The following is a 15,939-nucleotide window of genomic DNA, read 5'->3' on the forward strand; positions in this document are numbered from 1 at the left end:
AAGCGTGCCGGGTGGTGCTTCGTCCTGCCACGGCACGCATGTACTTTGCGCCCGTTAAGGGGAGTCCTCGCCACATCGATGATCGAGAGATGACAAGGCACCAGGACTTGACCACGGTGTCCTTGAAGCCGGCTGCATCACTGCCCGTCAGGCGTCTCTTTCTTGAGATCGGCAAACTTCCCCGCCATGGTCGGATTACCCCGCGTGAGCCGCTTGATCGTGACGTCCTGCGCCTTGTCGTTGGCCAGGCGCAGGTTGCGGTCGGTGCCGAGCAGGGCTTCCTTGGTCTTCTGCAGGTGGTCGATCGACTTGTCGATTTCCTCTATCGCAGTCTGGAAGCGTCGCGACGCCAGGTCGTAGTTCTTGGCGAAGGCGGCCTTGAAGGTATCGAGTTCGGATTCGAAGTTGGTAATGTCAATGTTCTGCGCCTTCACCAGCGCCAGCTCGGTCTTGTACTTCAAGGAATTGAGCGCAGCATTCCTGAGCAGGGTGATGATGGGAATGAAGAACTGCGGGCGAACCACGTACATCTTCGGGTAGCGGTGGAAGACATCGACGATGCCTGTGTTGTACAGCTCGCTCTCGGGTTCCAGCAGAGAGACCAGGACGGCGTATTCGCAGCCTTTTTCCTGGCGGTCCTTGTCCAGTTCCTTGAGGAAATCCTCGTTGCGGTTCCTGGTGGCGGTACGATCGCTCTCGTTCTTCATCTCGAACATGATGGAGACGATCTCGGTACCCGCCTCGTCCGTATCGCGGAAGATGTAGTCGCCCTTGCTGCCGCTGCGGGCATCGTTGTCCTTCTCGAAGTAGGCGCGCGGGAAGGCTGTGGCACGGATACGATTGAACTCGGTCTCACAGTGCTGCTCCAGGGTTTCACCGACCATCTTGGTGGAGAGCCGCGCCTTCATGTCGCGCAGGCGCTCGATCATGTCTTCGCGGTCCTTGATCTGGGTTTCGTATTTGTCCTTCAGTGATTTTTCGGCCAGCTGCTTTTCCAGTTCGGCGCGCACCAGGCTGCTCTTGAGTTCATCACGCTCTTTTTCCACCACGCCGACCGCTTCGTTGACGGCCAGTTTCTGGGTGATGGCAATGGATTCCATCCTGGCTTTGAGCGCCTGGATCTCGGCATCCTTTTCGCTGACGGTCTGCTGCAGTTGCTGGGCCAGGCGGGCCTCGGCCAGTTGCAGGTCGGACAGCTTTTCCTTTTTCGCCTGCTCCAGGTCATGGGCCAGCCGGTCACGTTCCTTTTCCACATTGGCCATGGCCTCGGCCACGGCCATCTTCTGGGCGAGTTCACCAGCCTGCAGGCGGGCCTTCAATTCCTGGATTTCGGCATCACGGGCAGCGGCGGCCTTCTGCAGTTCGCCCTCGGCCCGGGCGCGGGCCAGTTCAATGGCGTTGCGCTTGTCCTGCTCGGCCAGTTCCAGGCGTTCATGCAATTGCTGCTCGAAGGCACTGTCACGGACCTGCTTGAGGATGTCGGCATAACCGGCTTCGTCGATCTTGAAGGCTTTGCCGCAGTGGGGGCAGATGATGTCGTGCATGAGGGTTCGTTTCCTTGTGCTTTCCGAATGCCCGCTAGCTTAACGGATAGCGAATGGGGGCGATGAAGGGAAAATGGAAAATGGAAAACGGAAGCAGGAAAGCGAAAAGCCCGCACTAGGCGGGCTTTTCTGAATTTGGTGGAAAGTGCAAGGTTTGAACTTGCGACCCCTGCAGTGTGAATGCAGTGCTCTACCACTGAGCTAACCTTCCGTACCTGACCGGCTTTTTACTGCAGCGCCAATCGAGAGACAAGATTATGCCAATCTTTTTCACGGTGCGCAAGCGCTTGGTAAATAATTCTTCATTTTTATCGCCATGCAAAATCCTGCGGGCAGTCCGGCCACATTCTTTGGCCAGATTCGCCTGTTCAGGCTGCTTCGGCGGCGGCCTCGGGTGGCGGCGGTTCGAAGCGCCAGACGCAACTGCCGCGGGCTTCCTTGTCCAGCTGGTTGAGCACATCTTCGTGCAGGCTCAGTTCGTCTTCGCTGGCGGCCAGCACGATCACCTCGGACAGCGGGGCCAGTTCCAGCTTGCCGTCACCGGCGCTGACTTCTTCCTCGGTGCCCAGGTCCATGGTCAGCGAGTTCTGGCCTCGCGTCATGGAGAGATAGACCTCGGCCAGCAGTTCCGCATCCAGCAAGGCGCCGTGCAGAACGCGGTGAGCGTTGGAAATGCCATAACGGTCACACAGCGCATCGAGCGAATTACGACGACCAGGGTGCAGCTCCTTGGCCATCTGCAGCGAGTCCACCACGTCGGCGATGTGCTCCTTGAAGGGCGGCAAGCCCAGCAGGGCCAGTTCGGCATCCAGGAAGCCGACGTCGAAGGGAGCGTTGTGGATGATGATCTGGGCACCGCGCACGTAGTCTAGGAACTCGGCGGCGATCTGCTTGAAGGTCGGCTTGTCGGCCAGGAATTCGGTGGTCAGGCCGTGGACGGCCAGCGCACCTTCTTCGGAGTCACGCTCGGGGTTGATGTAGAAGTGCAGGTTCTTGCCCGACAACTGACGGTTGAGCACTTCCACGCAACCGATTTCCAGGATGCGGTTGCCGTTGCGCGGCGAAAGGCCCGTGGTTTCGGTATCGAGAATGATCTGACGCATGCTTGCTCCTGCTGGTGTTGATGCTGATACGAGTGTACTGAAAATCGAAGGAGGGTCGCCTACCGGATGCTGTCCACACCGCGGTTGGCCAGCTGGTCGGCGCGCTCATTGCCGGCGTGGCCGTTGTGGCCGCGTACCCAGCGCCATTCCACCTGGTGCTGCTGCTGGGCGGCGTCCAGCGCCTGCCACAGGTCGGCGTTCTTGACCGGTTCCTTGCTGGCGGTCTTCCAGCCGCGTGCCTTCCAGCCGTGGATCCATTCACTGATACCCTTCTGCACGTACTGGCTGTCGGTATGCACCACGACTTCGCAGGGGCGCTTCAAGGCATTGAGCGCCTGGATCACCGCCATCAGCTCCATGCGGTTATTGGTGGTGCTGGGCTCGCCACCAAAGATTTCCTTCTCCTGTCCACCAGCCACCAGCAACGCGCCCCAGCCGCCACGACCAGGATTGCCCTTGCAGGCGCCATCGGAATAAATCTCTACTTTGTCCATGCTCTTCCATCTATTTGCTCGGGTGGGCGGGCCGCGATGATACCTGATCGCGCAGCACCGGCCGGTTTTGTCGGTGTCAGTCAGTCTTGTGGATGCGGTTGGTCACCGGCACGCCACGCGGCGCCTTCAGCTTCTGCCGCTGCAGGGCCGGGCCGATCAGGCGCATGCCGGGGACGCGCTTGATCGCCTGCACGATATAGACCGCACCGAAGTAGGGCCACCAGCGGTCGCCCGCCTTTTCCATGAAGCCGAAGCGCTCCAGCCACTGGCTGGTCTCGCAGGGCGGGGCGTAGCAACCGAAGTGGCCGCGGTTGACTTCCATGTTCAGCAGCTTGAGCCAGTCCTTGAGGCGCGGCAGGCGGATGAATTCGCCGTCCTGCGGCAGGAAGTGCGCGCCGGTCAGGCGCCCCGCTGCCTGGCGCATGCCCCACAGGCTGCTGGGGTTGAAGCCGCAGATGATGACCTGCCCTTCCGGAATCAGCACACGCTCTACCTCGCGCAACACCTGGTGCGGCTCGGCGGCGAACTCCAGTACGTGCGGCAGCACCACCAGGTCCAGGCTCTGGCTGGCGAAGGGCAGTTCGCCGAAGTCGGGTGTGACGACCTGCGGCACTTCCAGCTCGGATTGACCTTCCACCGGCATGTGCTTGTCGGCCAGCCAGCGATACGGCATGCGGTTGGCCTGCAGGGCGTGGATCTGCGGAGAGCCGATCTGCACCGCGTTGAAACCGAAGATGTCGGCCGTCAAGGCATTGAGATGGTGCTGCTCCCACTGCCGCAGGTAATTGCCGATGGGCGTCTGCAACCAGGTGGCCAGGTCTATAATTTCGGGATTGCCAGCATTGTGGGCATGTTCAGCCTTGTCAGCCATCTCTTCTTTCGCGCCTCATGACCCAGCCAGCCAAGCCAGCTCAAGCAGATCAGAAAACTTCATTGGACGTCCTGGCCGTACCGGCGTTCGACGACAACTACCTGTGGATCATCCACGACGGGCGCTACGCCGCCGTGGTCGATCCCGGCGATGCCACGCCCGTACTGGCCGCATTGCAGGCCGAAGGCCTGACGTTGGCCGCTATTCTACTGACTCATCACCATGCTGACCATGTCGGCGGCGTGGTCGAGCTGGCGAGGCAGGCGGTGAGTGACGACTTCCCTGTCGTTCCGGTTTATGGTCCGGCACGTGAACAATCCCGCATCAAGGGGATCACCGTCCCGCTGCACGGGAACGAACAGGTCAACATCGCCGCACTGGGCTTGCAACTGGACGTCATTGAGGTGCCGGGTCATACCCTGGGTCACATCGCCTACTACACCGCGCAGCAGCAGATGCTCTTCTGTGGCGATACGCTCTTTGCCGGGGGATGCGGCCGGCTGTTCGAGGGCAGTCCGCAGCAGATGCTGGATTCCCTCGTGAAACTGGCCGACCTGCCCGCCGCCACCCAGGTCTACTGCGCCCACGAGTACACCCTGTCGAACCTGAAGTTCGCCGCCGAGGTGGAACCGGGCAATGCCGAGCTGGCGGCCCGCATCGTGCGCGAGCGCGCCCGTCGTGAGCAAGGTCTGCCTACCGTGCCCAGCACCATCGGGCTGGAACGCGAGACCAATCCTTTCCTGCGGGCGAGCTCGCCGGAAATCCAGCAATCCTTGCAGAAGGCGGGCCGTTTGACGCAGTTGGACGAAGTTAGCAGCTTTGCGGCGCTGCGCGAATGGAAAAATACCTACAGATAGACCGACGTTGGGGGAAAATTAGGGCGCAATTCCCTGCAAATCAAGGACTTGGCTTTGTAACAGGGACCAATTTTTACTTGACTGCGAAAAAGGGTCTTCCGTACACTCCTCCAATTCCCCAATGTGGGCACCAGCGTTTTTACGATTTTTTACGAACCGGTGTCCTCCCTGCACCACGCCGGGGAAACTCGCAGCTTCCGACCTTGCATTACCGTCAACCTGCACGCGACCGTGATCGGACTGATCCGGATCCCGCCGGCAGGAGGTGTCGAGCTTCAATCACAGCTCTGCAACGGAAGCGCCGCACGCAAACTTTTGCCTCTGGCACAGGATATCGCCCACATGCAGCGTACTTTGAAACAACTTGCCATTGCCGCCCTGTTCTGCGCTGGCACCCCGCTGCTCTCCTACGCCAACGATATCTCGATCTACCCCGCTCCCTTCAATGCGATCAATCCCGAACTGGCCGGCAATGCCCTGCCGGGGATGAACGACATCGACATCTGGACACGCATTCGCAAGGGCTTCGGGATTCCTGATCTGGACAATGCGCTGGTGGAGAGCCAGACCCAGTGGTACAGCTCCCGTCCCGACTACATCCAGCGCACCACGGTGCGCGCTTCTCGCTATCTGTTCCATGTGGTGCAGGAGCTGGAAAAGCGCGGCATGCCGACCGAACTGGCGCTGCTGCCCTTCATCGAATCGGCCTTCAATCCGGAGGCACTGTCCACCGCCAAGGCGGCTGGCATGTGGCAGTTCATCCCCTCCACCGGGCGCGACTACAACCTCAAGCAGAACATGTTCACCGACGAGCGCCGCGACGTGCTGGCCTCGACCGATGCGGCGCTGACCTACCTGCAGAAGCTCTACGGCATGTTTGGCGACTGGCAACTGGCACTGGCCGCCTATAACTGGGGCGAAGGCTCGGTGCAGCGCGCCGTGAACCGCAACCTGGCCGCCGGCCTGCCGATCGACTTCAACACCCTGTCGGCGCAGATGCCCAATGAGACCCGCAACTACGTGCCCAAGCTGCAGGCGGTCAAGAACATCATCGCCAACCCGGCCAGCTTCGACATCGCCCTGCCCAAGGTCGATAACCAGCCCTACTTCGTGACCATCGGCAAGACCCGCAACATCGACGTCAAGGTTGCAGCGCAACTGGCCGAACTGTCGCTGGACGAATTCAAGGCGCTCAATCCGCAGTTCAACCGCCCGGTGATCATCGGCGGCGAAGACACCAAGATCCTTCTGCCGGAAAGCAACGCCGAGAAGTTCAAGGCCAACATGTCCAAGTGGACCCAGGCCTTCTCGACCTGGACCGCACACACCGTCTCCAGCGCCCGCGAGCGCATCGAGACCATCGCCAGCAAGTTCGGCACGACCCCTGAAGTGATCCGCAGCGTCAACCAGATTCCGCCGCGCATGGTTCTCAAGGCCGGCTCCACCATCCTCGTGCCCAAGACCGAGGAAACCGCTGCGCTCGATACCGACCTGACCCCGGAAATCGCCGACAACGCCCGCCTGGCCATTGCTCCGGATGCGCCGGAAACCCGCCGCATCTACGTCAAGGCCGGCAAGCGCGACACCCTGGCCGGCATCGCCGGTCGCTATCGTGTGAGCGTGGCACAGATCAAGGAATGGAATGGCTTGAAGCGCGACACCCTGGCCGCCGGCCAGAGCCTGCAGTTGCACGTCCCCAATGTGACCGCGCATGCCGCGCCCACACGGGTCGCCGCCAATCATCGTGCTGCACCGGTGCGCCGCCAGGTCGCTGCCGCCAAGGCACCGGTACGCAAGGCCGCGCCGGCGCCAGCCCGCAAGGTGGCCGGCAAGCCGCTCACCCTGGCCTCGGGCAACGGCGCACGCAAGCAATAATCCGGAGGATGCCGGAGGAGACCCGGGCGGCTTGACCGCCCATAACAAAAACGCGCCTCAAGCACGAGAAAAGAAAAACAACGGTAGCCCGTATGAACCCGAAGCCCCGGAGCTGATCCGGACTTCGGGTTTTCTTTTTTGGGGAGTGGTCGCCGCGTCAGCCAGCCGCTTCGGCGTAGGTGGCGGCCGCCACCAGGCGACGCGTGTATTCCTGCTGCGGTCGTTGCAGTACCTCGGCAGTATCACCACTCTCGACCACCTTGCCGTCCTTCATCACGATCACCTGATGCGCCATGGCCTGCACCACCGCCAGATCATGGGTGATGAAGAGGTAGGCCAGGCCATGCCGGCGCTGCAGGTCGGCCAATAGTTGCAGTACCTGCTGCTGCACGGTTACATCCAGCGCCGAGGTCGGCTCATCCAGCAGCAGCAGTTCCGGCTGCAGCACCAGCGCGCGGGCAATGGCGATGCGCTGGCGCTGGCCGCCGGAGAATTCGTGGGGATAACGTTCCAGCACCGCCGCCGTCAGGCCCACCTCTTCCAGCGCGGCGACGATCGCCTGGCGCTGCTGTTCCAGGCTCTGGCCGGGATGGTGCAGAGCCAGGCCTTCTCCGACGATCTGCTCCACGGTACGGCGTGGCGAGAGCGAGGCGAACGGGTCCTGGAACACCACCTGCATGCGCGCGCGCAAAGGCCGCAGGTCGCGACTGCTGCGCTCGGAGATGGGCACGCCGTCGAAGCGGATGCTGCCCGCCACGCTGGCGGGCGACAGCCGCAGCAGGGCCATCCCCAGCGTGGACTTGCCGGAGCCGGATTCCCCGACGATGCCGATGGTCTCACCGCGCCGCAATTGCAGGTCGATACCGTCGACCGCATGGAAGGCGCGCTTGGCAAACCAGCCCTGCTTGATCTGGTAGGTGCAGCGCAATTTCTCGGCCTGCAACACCACCGGCGCGTCCCCGGGGACATCGGCGGCATTGCGCTGCGGCCGGCTTTGCAGCAGCTTGAGCGTGTACGGTTGCTGGGGGTTGGCGAACAGTTCGGACACGCTGGCGCTTTCCACCAGCTTGCCTTTCTCCATCACGCCCACGCGGTCGGCGAAATGGCGCACCAGGTTCAAGTCGTGCGAAATGATCAGCACGGCCATGTTTTCCTCGCGCTGCAACTGGTTCAGCAGGGCCAGGATCTGCACCTGGATGGTCACATCCAGTGCCGTGGTCGGTTCATCGGCAATGAGCAGCTTGGGCTTGCAGGCCAGGGCCATGGCGATCATGGCGCGCTGGCGCTGGCCGCCCGAGAGCTCGTGCGGGTAGGACAGCGCCCGGCGCGCCGGCTCCGGGATACCGGTCTTTTCCAGCAAGGCTACGGCGCGCCGGGCGGCCTCGCGGGCGTCGATGGCTTCGTGGTGCATCAACACCTCGGCGATCTGGTTGCCGATGGTGAAGAGCGGGTTCAGGGCCGTCATCGGCTCCTGGAAGATCATCGCCACATCGTTGCCGCGCACCTGTTGCATCTGGCGCTCGCTCTTCTGCAGCACGTCCTGGCCGTCGAGCAGGATGCTGCCTTCATAGCGCGCATCCTGGTTCAGTTGCAGCACCGCCAGCGAGGAGACGGTCTTGCCGGAACCCGACTCCCCCACCAGCGCGAACTTCTCGCCAGGGGCAATGGAAAAACTGACGCGGTCCACCACCACGGCGTCGCCGAAGCGCACCGTCAGGTCCTTCACTTCCAGCAGGGGGCCGCTCATGCCTTCCTCCGCACATCCAGGGCATTGCGCAGGGCATTGCCGATATTGGTCAGCAGCAGCAGGGTCACGGTCAGCACCACGAAGGTGGACAGCGCGATCCACCACGCATCGAGATTGTTCTTGCCCTGCGCCAGCAGCTCGCCCAGGCTGGGTGTGGAAGGTGGCACGCCCAGGCCGAGGAAGTCCAGGCTGGTCAGTGCCAGGATGGCCGCGCTCATGCGGAAGGGCAGGAAGGTCACCACCGTGGTCATGCTATTGGGCAGGACGTGACGCCAGATGATCAGGCGGTCCGGCAAGCCCAGGGCGCGGGCGGCCTGCACGTATTCGAGATTGCGGTTGCGCAGGAAATCGGCGCGCACGTAATCCGACAGGCTCATCCAGCCGAACAGCGACAGCAACACCAGCAGCAGCCCCAGGCTGGGCTGGAAGATCGAGGAAAAGATGATCAGCAGGTAGAGCTCCGGCATGGAGCCCCAGATTTCCAGCAGGCGCTGGGTGATCAGGTCGGTGCGCCCGGCGAAGTAGCCCTGCACGGCACCTGCGGCCACACCCAGCACCACGCCGATGAAGGTCAGCGCCATGCCGAACAGTACCGACACCCGGAAGCCGTAGAGCAGCCGGGCAAACACATCGCGTCCGCGATCATCGGTGCCCAGCCAGTTCTCGCCGGAGGGTTCGGCCGGGTTGGGCTGCTTTGCGAAGTAGTTCAGCGTGTTGTAGCTGTAGCGATTGGGCGGGTAGATGACCCAGTTGCCATCCTTGTGGAATTGCTGCTCGATGAAGGGATCGAGATAGTCGGCCGGCGAATCGAAATCGCCACCGAAGCTCTTGTCCGAATAATCCTGCAGCATCGGGAACATCAGCTTGCCCTGGTAGCTGGCCACCAGCGGCTTGTCGTTGGAGATCAGTTCCGCGCCCAGGCTCAGCACGAACAGGATGGAAAACAGCACCAGGCTCCAGTAACCGGTACGGTCGGCGCAAAAGCGCAGCCAGATGCGGCGGCTGGGCGAGATGGACGGGGCCAAGGAAGGGGTCATGCTCATTTCGCCAGGCTTTCGAATTGAACGCGCGGGTCGGCCCACACATAGCAGAGATCACCCAGCAACTTCACCACAAGACCGATGAGAGTGAAGAGATAGAGCGTACCCATCACCACCGGATAGTCGCGCCGGATCGCCGATTCATAGGCCAGCAGACCCATGCCGTCCAGCGAGAACAGGGTCTCGATCAACAGGCTACCGGCAAAGAAGGAAGCGATGAAAGCCGAGGGGAAACCGGTCACCAGCGGGATCAGGGCATTGCGGAAGACGTGCTTGTAGAGCACCTTGCGCTCGGACAGCCCCTTGGCGCGCGCGGTCAGGACGTACTGCTTGCGGATTTCTTCGAGGAAGGTATTGCGGGTCAGCATGGTGATGACCGCAAAGGCGCCGATCACCGAGGCCGCCACCGGCAGCGTGATATGCCAGAGATAGTCGGTGACCTTGCCCACCAGCGACAGGCTGGCCCAGTTGTCCGAGGTCAGCCCCCGCAGCGGGAACCACTGCACGAAACTGCCGCCGGCGAACACCACCAGCAGGAACACCCCCAGCACGAAGCCGGGAATGGAATAGCCGACCAGCACCAGGCCGGTAGTGGCGACATCGAAACGGCTGCCCTCGCGCACCGCCTTGGCGATACCCAGCGGCACCGAGATCAGGTAACTCAGGAAGAAGGTCCACAGGCCGATGCTGATGGAGACCGGCAGCTTGGATTTGACCAGGGTCCAGACATCGCCGTGGTGGTAGAAGCTCTTGCCCAGGTCGAAGGTGAGGAAGCCCTTGAGCATGCTCCAGAAGCGCTCTACCGGGGGCTTGTCGAAACCGTAGAGTTTCTTGATTTCCTCGATGCGTTGTTCGTCGATGCCCTGCCGGCCGCGATAGGCCGAGGCACCGCTGGCGGCGCCACCGCCGGAGGCCTCACCGCCGCCGCCACGGCCTTTCATCTCCAGCATGGCCTGTTCCACCGGGCCACCCGGTACGAACTGGATCACGGCAAAGGTGATGGCGACCACGCCGAAGAGCGTGGGGATCATCAACAGCACCCGCTTCAAAATGTAGGACCAGATATTCATGACTGCAGGCATCCTCGTTCAAGACCGGCCTGGCCGGACATCGTTGCGTGCTTCATCTTCAACGCCCCTTCTCTTCCCACCAGGTGCTGATCACATAGGGATCGGCCTGGTAATACAGCGGCGCCACCTGCGGAATGCCGAAGCGGTTCTGGTAGGCGATGCGATGAGTGGACGAATACCAGTGCGGCACCACGATGTACTTGTGCAGCAGCACCCGGTCCAGCGCCCGCGCCGCGGCAGTCAGCCGGACCCGGGTATCGGCCGCCACCACCGCCTGCACCAGTTGGTCCACCACCGGGTCCTTCAGACCCCAGGCATTGTTGGAGCCCTTTTCATCGGCCGCCTTGGAACCGAACATGTCGAACAGTTCATTGCCCGGGCTGCTGGTGTCGGGGAAGCGGATGCTGGTCATGTCGAAGTCGAAGTCTTCCATGCGCTTGGCCACCAGCGCGTAGTCGGCGCTGCGCTGGACCACATCGATGCCCAGCGTGCGCAGGTTGCGCGCAAACACGCTGATGACGCGCGACATGGAGCTCTGGTCATCCAGGATCTCGAAGGACAGCGCCACGCCCTGGGCATTGCGTACCGCGCCATCGCGATAGACCCAGCCGGCCTGGGCCAGCAGTTCTCGGGCCTGGCGCAGGTTGGCACGCAGCGAGGCGGGTGGATTGGTCGAGGGCGGGATGGGTGCCGGGCCGAACACCGCCGGATCGATCTTCAGGCCCTTGGCCTGCAGCGACTTCAGCAAGGCCAGCTCGTCACCCTGCGGCTCGCCGGTGGCGGCGAGCTGACTGTTGTTGAAGAAGGAGTAGATGCGGGTGTACTGGCCGTAGAACAGCTGGCGGTTCATCCATTCATAGTCCAGCGCCAGCCCGATGGCCTGGCGCACGCGCACATCCTTGAACTGGTCGCGCCGCAGGTTCATCACGAAACCCTGCATGCCGGCACCATTGGAATGCTTGAATTCCTTCTTGATGATGCGGCCGTCGCGGAACTGTGGGCCGGTATAGCTGCGCGCCCAGTTCTTGGCGCTGTACTCCACCACCACGTCGAACTCGCCGGCCTTGAAGGCCTCTAGCCGCGCCAGGTCATCCTTGTAGAAACGGTAGACGATACGCTCGAAGTTGAACATGCCGCGCCGGGCCGGCACCTCCTTGCCCCAGTAGTCGGGATTGCGGCGGTAGGTGATGCTGCGGCCGGTGTCGTAGCTCTCGATCAGGTAGGGGCCGGTGCTGATGGGCGGGGTCAGCTGGATCTGGTCGAAGGGGGTGCCCTGCGCCCACTTCCTGGAGAACACCGGCACGCTGCCTACGATCAGCGGCAGTTCATGGTTGCTGCTGGCGAAGTCGAAGCGCACCGTCGCCGCATCGACCACTACGCAATCCTTCACATCGGCAAAGACCGATTTGAATTGCGGCGCACCCTTGGCCAGGATGGTGTCATAGGAATACTTCACATCCTCGGCCGTGACCTTGTCGCCATTGTTGAAGCGCGCCTTGGGATTCAAGTGGAAGGTCATGGACATGCGGTCCGGCGCCAGCTTCATGTCGTCGGCCAGCAAGCCATAGACGGTTGCGACCTCATCGGCGGAAGACACGGCGAGGGTCTCGAACATCAGCTGGTCCAGCCCGGCGGCGGCCACGCCCTTCAAGGACAAGGGATTGAACTTGTCGAAGCTGGTGCGGCGGTCGGGGTTGGCCAGATAGAGCGTGCCGCGACGTGGCGCATCGGCATTGACGTAGTCGAAATGGCTGAAGCCGGCCGGATACTTGGGCGTGTCGTACAGCGAAAAGGCATGCTCGGCGTGGGCCGGAGCAGCGTAAGCCAGCGTAGCGGCCAGCAGGGAGGAAAGGAAAATCCGGGATGTCTTCAGGGGCTTGACCATGCGGTTGTCTGTCTGCGCTGTCGCGGGCGTTGATGTCTGGGGGCAGGCAAGTCCCGTGCCCACCGGCCTGGAAACGATTTTGTTCCGGGGCATTGTAAATAGAGGAACGATTACAGGGAAGCAATTAAAGCAGCAAGGGCCTGTTCACACTCAATCTGCGAGATGCGTTGCGCCCAGAAGGCGTGGTGGCAAGGCGCGCGGCAAGGCTGGTGGTGGTGCCACCAGCCTTGCCGTGCAACGCCGCCAGCGCGCCTTCTGGGCGCAACCCTCCGGGAGAGGCCGTCAAGCGTCGCCTGCCGTTGTTGCAGCTCCTTGCCGTAGCACCACTACGGCGCGTCGCTGCGCCTAGGCAGACAACGCTTGACGACCTCTCGCACTCGCAGATTGAGTGTGAACAGGCCCTAAGTTCATAGCATGGCTGCGCAATGCGAACGGGCCGCAAAGGTTGCCGCGCCTGCCGCTAGCCCCTACAATCCGGGTCTGTTCCAGCGCGGTGGCCGCACGATGCGACCGTCGCCATCACCATCGGCCGCCCCGCGCGTCCGCCTGCCAGGCGGCCCTACGCAGGACGCGGCGGACCATACGGAGTCATCATGGCATTTCTGCAAGGCAAAAAAATTCTGATCACCGGCTTGCTGTCCAACCGTTCCATCGCCTACGGCATCGCCCAGGCGTGCAAGCGCGAGGGCGCCGAACTGGCCTTCACCTACGTCGGTGAGCGCTTCAAGGACCGCATCACCAAGTTCGCCGAAGAGTTCGACAGCAAGCTGGTCTTCGACTGCGACGTCGGCAGCGATGAGCAGATCAATGCCTTGTTCGCCGACCTGGGCAAGTCCTGGAGCCAGCTGGATGGCCTGGTACACGCCATCGGCTTCGCCCCGGCCGACGCCATCGCCGGCGACTTCCTGGAAGGCTTCTCGCGCGAAGGCTTCAAGATCGCCCACGACATCTCGGCCTACAGCTTCCCGGCCATGGCCAAGGCCGCCCTGCCGCTGCTGTCGCCCAACGCCGCCCTGCTGACCCTGACCTACCTGGGTTCGGAGCGCGTGGTCCCCAACTACAACACCATGGGCCTGGCCAAGGCCTCGCTGGAGGCGTCGGTGCGCTACCTGGCCGAATCGCTCGGCCCCAAGGGCGTGCGCGTCAACGGCGTCTCGGCCGGCCCGATCAAGACCCTGGCCGCCAGCGGCATCAAGGGCTTCGGCAAGATCCTGGGTGCCGTGGCTGCCACTGCCCCGCTGCGCCGCAACGTGACCATCGAAGACGTCGGCAATGCCTCGGCCTTCCTGCTCTCCGATCTGGCCTCGGGCATTACCGGTGAAATCACCTACGTGGACGGCGGCTTTTCGCGCGTAGTTGGCGGAATGGCGGAATAAGCAAGCCTCATCCACAAATAAAAGACAGTTATCGAAAACCTTTGGTGCTAATTTCGATGTTTTACTGTATGATTCGCCTTGTGCATTGCAATAACCGATGCACAGGCGAATCGGACGTGAACCCTGGCCTCCAGGATTTCCAGCCAGATTCGCCCAAGCAGCTTCGCAAGCCTTACCTGTCATAACGACAAGTTCCCCGTAAAAGCCCCCCGCCCCTGGCATCCCTTGATGATGCCGTCCCGGCGCAAAGCTTTTGTGCCGAAATTTCTTTGTATTTTTCATAGTCATTTCGTCGGTTGGCGTTGCTTTTTTTCGTTCAGACACTCGATGTCCGGCGCGCTTGCGTGCGCCCGTCTCGTGCCTGGCGTATCACATTCACGAAAGAGATTATGACTTTTGAAGCACTCGGCCTGAACCCTTCGATCATCAAAGCCCTGACCGAAGCAGGCTATACCTCCCCGACCCCGGTCCAGGAAAAAGCCATCCCCGCCGCCATCAGCGGCCAGGATCTGCTGGTGTCCTCGCAAACCGGTTCGGGCAAGACCGCCGCTTTCATGCTGCCCTCGCTGCACCAGCTGGCAGACCTGCCGCAGGCGCCGCAGGCCGCCCGTACGCCCAACCAGGAACGCCAGGCCACCCGTGCCCGTGGCGAGCGTCCGCGTTACCAGCCGGCACAGCCGAAGATGCTGGTGCTGACCCCGACCCGCGAACTGGCCCTGCAAGTGACCACCGCCACCGACAAGTACGGCTCCTACATGCGCCGTGTGCGCGTGGTGTCGATCCTGGGCGGCATGCCCTACCCGAAGCAGATGCAACTGCTGTCGCGCAATCCTGAAATCCTGGTGGCTACCCCGGGTCGTCTGATCGACCACATGGAATCGGGCAAGATCGATTTCTCGCAGCTGCAGATCCTGGTGCTGGACGAAGCTGACCGTATGCTGGACATGGGTTTCATCGACGACATCGAAAAGATCGTCGCCGCTACCCCGACCACCCGCCAGACCATGCTGTTCTCGGCCACGCTGGACGGCGTCGTCGGCAACATGGCCAAGCGCATCACCAACAACCCGCTGACCATCCAGATCGCCAGCTCGTCGACCCGTCATGAAAACATCATGCAGCGCGTGCACTTCGTGGATGACCTGTCGCACAAGAATCGCCTGCTGGATCACCTGCTGCGCGACACCAGCATCGACCAGGCCGTGATCTTCACCGCCACCAAGCGTGACGCCGACACCATCGCCGATCGCCTGAACATTGCCGGTTTCGCTGCCGCCGCACTGCATGGCGACATGCACCAGGGCGCCCGTAACCGCACCCTGAACAGCCTGCGCCGCGGTCAGGTGCGCATGCTGGTGGCCACCGACGTGGCCGCCCGCGGCATCGACGTGCCGGGCATCACCCACGTGTTCAACTACGACCTGCCCAAGTTCGCCGAAGACTACGTGCACCGTATCGGTCGTACCGGTCGTGCCGGCCGCAATGGCGTGGCCATCTCGCTGGTCAATCACGCTGAAGGCATGCAGGTCAAGCGCATCGAGCGCTTCACCAAGCAGACCATCCCGGTCGATGTGGTGGAAGGTTTCGAGCCGAAGAAATCGGCTGCACCGCGCAGCCCGCGCAAGCCGGGTGGCTGGCGTCCGGGCGACGGCCGCAGCAACAACGGCCCGCGCTACGGCGCCGGCAACCGTGAAGGCGGTGGTCATCGCGAAGGTGGTTTCGGTGGTCATCGCGAAGGCGGCAACCGTGAAGGTGGCTTCGGTGGCAATCGTGAAGGCGGCGGCTACAGCGGCAACCGCGAAGGTCGCAGCTTCGGCGGCGCCAAGCCGGCCGGTGGTCCGCGTCGCGAAGGCGGTGCTGGCGGTGGCTACAAGGGTAACAACGGTGGCGGCTTCCGCGCCGACGGCCCGCGTCGCTCCTACGGTGATCGTTGATCGCTACTGATCGCTGACCGGTCTTGAGATGTTGAAAAGCCGCTTCCGAGGAAGCGGCTTTTTCTTGGTTCTTCGAAGAATTCCGTGGACTGATTTTCTGAGTTTTGTATCCTGACGGCTTATTGGATAGTCGTCAGGAGGCA

General features: G+C 62.3%; 12 protein-coding genes and 1 tRNA gene. 4 read left to right on the top strand and 9 right to left on the bottom strand.

Features of this window, described 5'->3' with window-relative positions:
* Nucleotides 1–137: 137 nt before the first annotated feature.
* The 5 genes from HWE04_RS17255 to HWE04_RS17275 all read right to left on the bottom strand — a co-directional run bounded on the left by HWE04_RS17255 (nt 138) and on the right by HWE04_RS17275 (nt 4,012).
* A complete protein-coding gene (locus HWE04_RS17255; RefSeq protein ID WP_241813194.1) occupies nt 138–1,544 on the bottom strand; it encodes a DUF2130 domain-containing protein in 1,407 nt (468 codons plus the stop codon).
* A gap of 136 nt (nt 1,545–1,680) precedes the next feature.
* A tRNA-Val gene (locus HWE04_RS17260) sits at nt 1,681–1,755 on the bottom strand.
* 157 nt (nt 1,756–1,912) lie between these two features.
* Nucleotides 1,913–2,647: a DNA polymerase III subunit epsilon gene (dnaQ, locus tag HWE04_RS17265; RefSeq protein ID WP_234294288.1), complete on the bottom strand. Its 735-nt coding sequence runs from the start codon at nt 2,645–2,647 to the stop codon at nt 1,913–1,915.
* A gap of 59 nt (nt 2,648–2,706) precedes the next feature.
* Nucleotides 2,707–3,141: a ribonuclease HI gene (rnhA, locus tag HWE04_RS17270; protein ID WP_241813195.1), complete on the bottom strand. Its 435-nt coding sequence runs from the start codon at nt 3,139–3,141 to the stop codon at nt 2,707–2,709.
* Nucleotides 3,142–3,217: 76 nt separating this feature from the next.
* A complete protein-coding gene (locus HWE04_RS17275; RefSeq protein ID WP_006464341.1) occupies nt 3,218–4,012 on the bottom strand; it encodes a class I SAM-dependent methyltransferase in 795 nt (264 codons plus the stop codon).
* A 62-nt stretch (nt 4,013–4,074) separates the two neighbouring features.
* Here HWE04_RS17275 and gloB point away from each other — a divergent pair, with 62 nt between their 5' ends.
* Nucleotides 4,075–4,869 (top strand): hydroxyacylglutathione hydrolase, encoded by a 795-nt coding sequence (gloB, locus tag HWE04_RS17280; RefSeq protein ID WP_241813196.1) that lies wholly within the window; start codon nt 4,075–4,077, stop codon nt 4,867–4,869.
* A gap of 342 nt (nt 4,870–5,211) precedes the next feature.
* Complete coding sequence (locus HWE04_RS17285; RefSeq protein ID WP_241813197.1) at nt 5,212–6,744, top strand: transglycosylase SLT domain-containing protein; 1,533 nt, start codon at nt 5,212–5,214, stop codon at nt 6,742–6,744.
* 157 nt (nt 6,745–6,901) lie between these two features.
* Here the strand turns inward: HWE04_RS17285 and HWE04_RS17290 are convergent, their stop codons facing one another.
* From HWE04_RS17290 to HWE04_RS17305, 4 genes are read right to left on the bottom strand one after another with little or no spacing between them, the layout of a single operon-like run.
* Nucleotides 6,902–8,491: an ABC transporter ATP-binding protein gene (locus HWE04_RS17290; protein WP_241813198.1), complete on the bottom strand. Its 1,590-nt coding sequence runs from the start codon at nt 8,489–8,491 to the stop codon at nt 6,902–6,904.
* A complete protein-coding gene (locus HWE04_RS17295; RefSeq protein WP_039875999.1) occupies nt 8,488–9,534 on the bottom strand; it encodes an ABC transporter permease in 1,047 nt (348 codons plus the stop codon). The genes HWE04_RS17290 and HWE04_RS17295 overlap by 4 nt, the downstream gene beginning before the upstream one ends.
* Nucleotides 9,531–10,601, bottom strand: a complete 1,071-nt coding sequence (locus HWE04_RS17300; protein WP_006464346.1) for a microcin C ABC transporter permease YejB — start codon at nt 10,599–10,601, stop codon at nt 9,531–9,533. Before HWE04_RS17300 ends, HWE04_RS17295 begins: the two co-directional genes overlap by 4 nt.
* A 58-nt stretch (nt 10,602–10,659) precedes the next feature.
* Nucleotides 10,660–12,486 (bottom strand): extracellular solute-binding protein, encoded by a 1,827-nt coding sequence (locus HWE04_RS17305; protein WP_241813199.1) that lies wholly within the window; start codon nt 12,484–12,486, stop codon nt 10,660–10,662.
* 593 nt (nt 12,487–13,079) lie between these two features.
* Between HWE04_RS17305 and fabI the strand changes: the two genes are divergently transcribed.
* Together fabI and HWE04_RS17315 are read left to right on the top strand one after the other, a co-directional pair.
* Entirely contained in the window at nt 13,080–13,862 is a 783-nt protein-coding gene (fabI, locus tag HWE04_RS17310; protein ID WP_006464348.1) for an enoyl-ACP reductase FabI, read from the top strand.
* A 389-nt stretch (nt 13,863–14,251) separates the two neighbouring features.
* Nucleotides 14,252–15,796, top strand: coding sequence for a DEAD/DEAH box helicase (locus HWE04_RS17315; RefSeq protein WP_102664197.1), 1,545 nt, complete (start codon nt 14,252–14,254; stop codon nt 15,794–15,796).
* Nucleotides 15,797–15,939 lie beyond the last annotated feature (143 nt).

Origin of the sequence: Herbaspirillum sp. C7C2 (genome assembly GCF_022627865.1) — a bacterium.
GTDB lineage: Bacteria > Pseudomonadota > Gammaproteobacteria > Burkholderiales > Burkholderiaceae_D > Herbaspirillum > Herbaspirillum frisingense.

Bases quoted from the DNA above. Each gene is read 5' to 3' on its own strand.
- HWE04_RS17255 (WP_241813194.1), bottom strand. From the start codon at position 1,544: ATGCACGACATCATCTGCCCCCACTGCGGCAAAGCCTTCAAGATCGAC.
- dnaQ (WP_234294288.1), bottom strand. From the start codon at position 2,647: ATGCGTCAGATCATTCTCGATACCGAAACCACGGGCCTTTCGCCGCGC.
- rnhA (WP_241813195.1), bottom strand. From the start codon at position 3,141: ATGGACAAAGTAGAGATTTATTCCGATGGCGCCTGCAAGGGCAATCCT.
- HWE04_RS17275 (WP_006464341.1), bottom strand. From the start codon at position 4,012: ATGGCTGACAAGGCTGAACATGCCCACAATGCTGGCAATCCCGAAATT.
- HWE04_RS17285 (WP_241813197.1), top strand. From the start codon at position 5,212: ATGCAGCGTACTTTGAAACAACTTGCCATTGCCGCCCTGTTCTGCGCT.
- HWE04_RS17290 (WP_241813198.1), bottom strand. From the start codon at position 8,491: ATGAGCGGCCCCCTGCTGGAAGTGAAGGACCTGACGGTGCGCTTCGGC.
- HWE04_RS17295 (WP_039875999.1), bottom strand. From the start codon at position 9,534: ATGAGCATGACCCCTTCCTTGGCCCCGTCCATCTCGCCCAGCCGCCGC.
- HWE04_RS17300 (WP_006464346.1), bottom strand. From the start codon at position 10,601: ATGAATATCTGGTCCTACATTTTGAAGCGGGTGCTGTTGATGATCCCC.
- HWE04_RS17305 (WP_241813199.1), bottom strand. From the start codon at position 12,486: ATGGTCAAGCCCCTGAAGACATCCCGGATTTTCCTTTCCTCCCTGCTG.
- fabI (WP_006464348.1), top strand. From the start codon at position 13,080: ATGGCATTTCTGCAAGGCAAAAAAATTCTGATCACCGGCTTGCTGTCC.
- HWE04_RS17315 (WP_102664197.1), top strand. From the start codon at position 14,252: ATGACTTTTGAAGCACTCGGCCTGAACCCTTCGATCATCAAAGCCCTG.